The sequence below is a fragment of the Nocardia sp. NPDC060220 genome (assembly GCF_042727815.1).
Taxonomy (GTDB): Bacteria; Actinomycetota; Actinomycetes; order Mycobacteriales; family Mycobacteriaceae; genus Nocardia.
The window spans coordinates 1-3,870 of sequence record NZ_JBHWZY010000670.1 but is presented as its reverse complement, the minus strand read 5'-3'; the positions used below and the strand labels follow the sequence as shown (position 1 = coordinate 3,870).

Sequence of the window (3,870 nt, the reverse complement as noted above, 5' to 3'; positions counted from 1 at the left end):
AGGCAGCACTGCGTGCCGCGACGTCGCGATCGGTCGCCCGGCATCCGATGCTGCGCACCTCCTTCGAGCTCGCCGGCTACTCCGAGCCGCTGCAACTCGTGCACGCCCACCTCGATCCCCCGTTGACGATCGTCGACCTGCGCGCGACCGAAACCGACCAGGCCGAGGCATTGATCCGTGACCATATCGAGCAACGACGCCTGCGCCGGTACGACTTCGACCAGCCAGGCCTGTTCGATCTCACGGTGTACCGGCTCGCCGACCGGATCGAGCTGGTGCTGGCGTTCCACCACGCCATCCTCGACGGCTGGAGTGTGGCGACGCTGATCTCGGAGCTGCTGGCGGACTATCGGGGCGCGGGCGAGTTCCCCGCCGAGCTTCCGTCCTTCGCCGAATATGTTCGTGCCGAGCGTGATTCGCTCGACGATCCGGCCGATCGGGAGTACTGGGCACGGGAGTTGGACGGTGCGGAGACGATCGGTGTCCCCGGACTGCGCCCCCATGTCCCCGTGGATGCGACACCGACCGCGGGCCCGGCGCAGGCCCGTGTTTCGGTACCGGTTGCGGTCGGCGCCGACTTGCTGGCACGCGCCGACGAAGTGGCCGCCGCCGCGCATATCCCGGTCAAGGCAGTCCTGCTGGCCGCACACCTGTGCACCGTCGGCCTGTTGTCCGGTCGCACGGATGTGACCACCGGCGTCGTCACCCATGGGCGGCCCGAGCGCATCGATGCCGAGCGCATGGCCGGACTGTTCCTGAACACGATGCCACTGCGGTTGAACTTCAGCGGCCGCAGTGGGCGTGAGGTGCTCACCGGTGTCTTCGAGCGCGAGCGCAACAGCGCACAGCACAAGCGGTTCCCGCTCACCGACATCCAGCGCGAAGTAGGCGTGGTCGTCGACACCGCGTTCAACTATGTCCACTTCCATGCCGCGGGCGCGGCCATGGACGCGCTGGACGTGACTTTGCTCGGCATCGACATTCGCGAGGACACCAACTTCGCGCTGCTGGTGAACGTGATCCGCAACCCGCTCGACGGAACGCTGGCACTGCGCGTCGACGGCGACCCCGCGACCTACACCCGCGACCAGCTGGTCGGCATCGGTGAAACCTACCTGCGCGTCCTCGACCTGCTCACCGGCGATCCCTCGGCCACAGTGGACTTCGGCTCGCTGGCTCCCTCCCCGGAGACGCTGGTCGCCGCACCTGCCTCTGGCACGGTGATCGACCTCTTCGATGCCCGCGCGGCCCGCACACCCGATGCGATTGCCGTCGAAGTCGGCAGTCGGGCAATGACATACGCGGAGTTGCTCACCCTATCCAATCGGGTCGCGGCAACACTGGTGGCGCGCGGGGCACGCCAGGGCGACCGCATCGCGGTGGCCGTGGACCGATCACCCGAGCAGATCGCGACAGTTCTGGGAATCGCCAAGGCGGGCGCGGCCTGCGTGCCGCTCGATGTCAGCTATCCGACCTCGCGCCTGCACGCGATGCTGGACCAGGCACAGCCGTTCGCGGTGATCACCGGCGCCGGCCACGAGACTCTGGTGCCACCCCGGTATTCGCGACTCACCCTCGACGAACTGCTCGCTCCCGGAAGTATTGCCGAACTGCCGGCGAGCGATCCCGAGGCCACCGCGTACGTGTTGTTCACGTCGGGCTCCACCGGGACGCCGAAGGGTGTGGCCATGCCGCATCGCGCGCTGGCCAATCTGATCCGCTGGCAGCTGTCGACCGCCAGCGGGACACTCCCCGGTGTCGAACGGGCCCCGGCGACCACGCAATTCGCCCCCTTGTCGTTCGATGTGTCATTCCAGGAGATCTATTCGACGCTGTGCGGTGGGGGTCGCCTCATCGTGCTGAGCGAGGAGCAGCGCCGCGATCTACCTGCCCTGGCCCGTGTACTCACCAGCACCGGCACCGAACGGATCTTCCTGCCCTATGTGGCCTTGCAGCAACTGGCCGAGGCCGCGATCCGGCTCGGCACGGCACCGAGCGGGCTGCGGGTGATCATCTCCTCCGGCGAGCAACTCCGCGTCACCGACGAGATCCGGGCGCTGTGCGCGGCAGGGACCGAAGTGCTGCTGGAGAACCAGTACGGCCCCACCGAAACCCATGTCGCCACCCGATACACGATGACCGGCGACCCGGCGCTGTTCCCGGTGCTGCCACCGATCGGCACCGCCATCGACGGCGTGGAGATCCTCGTCCTCGACGACCGGCTGCGCCCGGTTCCCGACCACGTGCCCGGCGAGATCTACCTCGGCGGCGCCGCCCTCGCCGACGGCTACGAGCACCGGCCCGATCTCACCGAGGCCGCCTTCGTTCCGCACCCGTTCGCACCGCCGCGCCGGCTGTACCGGACCGGCGATATCGGTCGCCGGCTGCCCGGCGGCGAGGTGATCAGTGACGGTCGCCGTGGTGGACAGGTCAAGATCCGCGGTCACCGGGTGGAACCGATGGAAGTCGAGCTGGCGCTGCACCGCGTCACCGCGGAGCTGCCCGGCGTCAGCGAAGTCGCCGTGGTGGCGCACACCACCGTCGCAGGGGCCTCCAGCGCCCACACCGTACTGGTGGCGTTCCTGGTCGGCTCCCGTGCCGGTGCCGACGAGGCGGAGATCGCCGCCGCACTGCGGGAATGGTTGCCGGACTACATGATTCCCAGTCGGCTGGTCTGGCTCGACGCGATGCCACTGACTCCGAGCGGCAAGCGGGCCGACGCGGTCCTGGCCGCAATGGCACTGCCCGCCGCCACCTCGGCGGGCCGGGTTCGCCCGCGCACGCCCGCGGAATCAGGGCTGGCGGCACTGATGGCCGAAGCACTCGGCCTGCCCGAAATCGGTGTGCACGACGACTTCTTCGCTCTCGGCGGTACTTCCCTGACCGCGATGCGCCTGATCGTGTCCATCGAACAGCGCTACGGGGTGTCGCTGCCGGTCTCCACCCTGGCTACCGGCCCCACAGTCGCCGCCCTGGCCGCGCAGCTCGACGAACGTGCCGAGGCGGGTGTCGATCCGCTGGTGCTCCTGCGACCGGGTACCGGGACACCGCTGTTCCTCGTGCACCCGATCGGCGGAAATGTGCTCTGCTACATCGAATTGAGCAAACACCTACCCGATGGGCTGCCGCTGTACGGCCTGCAGGCCGCGGGTCTCGAGACGGGCAGCACCCCGGCCGAATCCATCGCGGAGATGGCGAGCAACTACATCGCGGCATTGCGCCGCGTCCAACCGGCGGGGCCCTATCATCTGGGCGGCTGGTCACTGGGCGGGATGGTCGCCTTCGAAATGGCGCGCCAACTGTCCGAGGCCGGTCACGAGGTGGGCACCCTGGCGCTGATCGACACCATGACGGTGCGCCACGGCGACGGCATGCCGGTGCCCGAACACGCGCTCTACGAGTTCTTCCTGTGGGAACTGCTGTGGCTGGCGCGCGGCGCCGACACCGCGGTGATCGAGATCCCGCAGGAGCTCGACACCGACGATGCAGTCTTCGACTTCATCCTCGACACCGCCGTCGAAGCGGGCGTGCTGCCGCCGACCGGATCCCGTGCGCTGGTCCGGCGGTTGTTCGAGGTGTTCGTGGCGGGGTGGCGCGCGATCGACGCCTACCGGCCGCAGGCTTATGACGGCGACATCTCCCTGTTGCGCGCCGCGCTGCCGCTGCCGCAGGTGCTTCGTCCCGCCCATGATCGGGCGGGCACACTGCACCGAGACCCGACCAACGGCTGGGATGCCTACGCGGCAGGACATCTCGAGGTCGTCGAGGTACCGGGTGACCATCTGACGTTGATCCAGTCCCCGCACGTCGCCGAGGTGGCCGCCCGACTGGCTCGATTGCTCGAACAAGCGGCAGCGACCGCATCATGAC

The 3,870-nt window shown here is 68.7% G+C and carries 1 protein-coding gene; it reads left to right on the top strand.

The features are described 5' to 3' along the window. Positions 1-3,869: amino acid adenylation domain-containing protein (locus ACFWF3_RS27435; protein ID WP_379316286.1), on the top strand; the 3,869-nt coding region annotated here is incomplete at its 5' end. Between the last annotated feature and the right edge of the window lies 1 nt (position 3,870).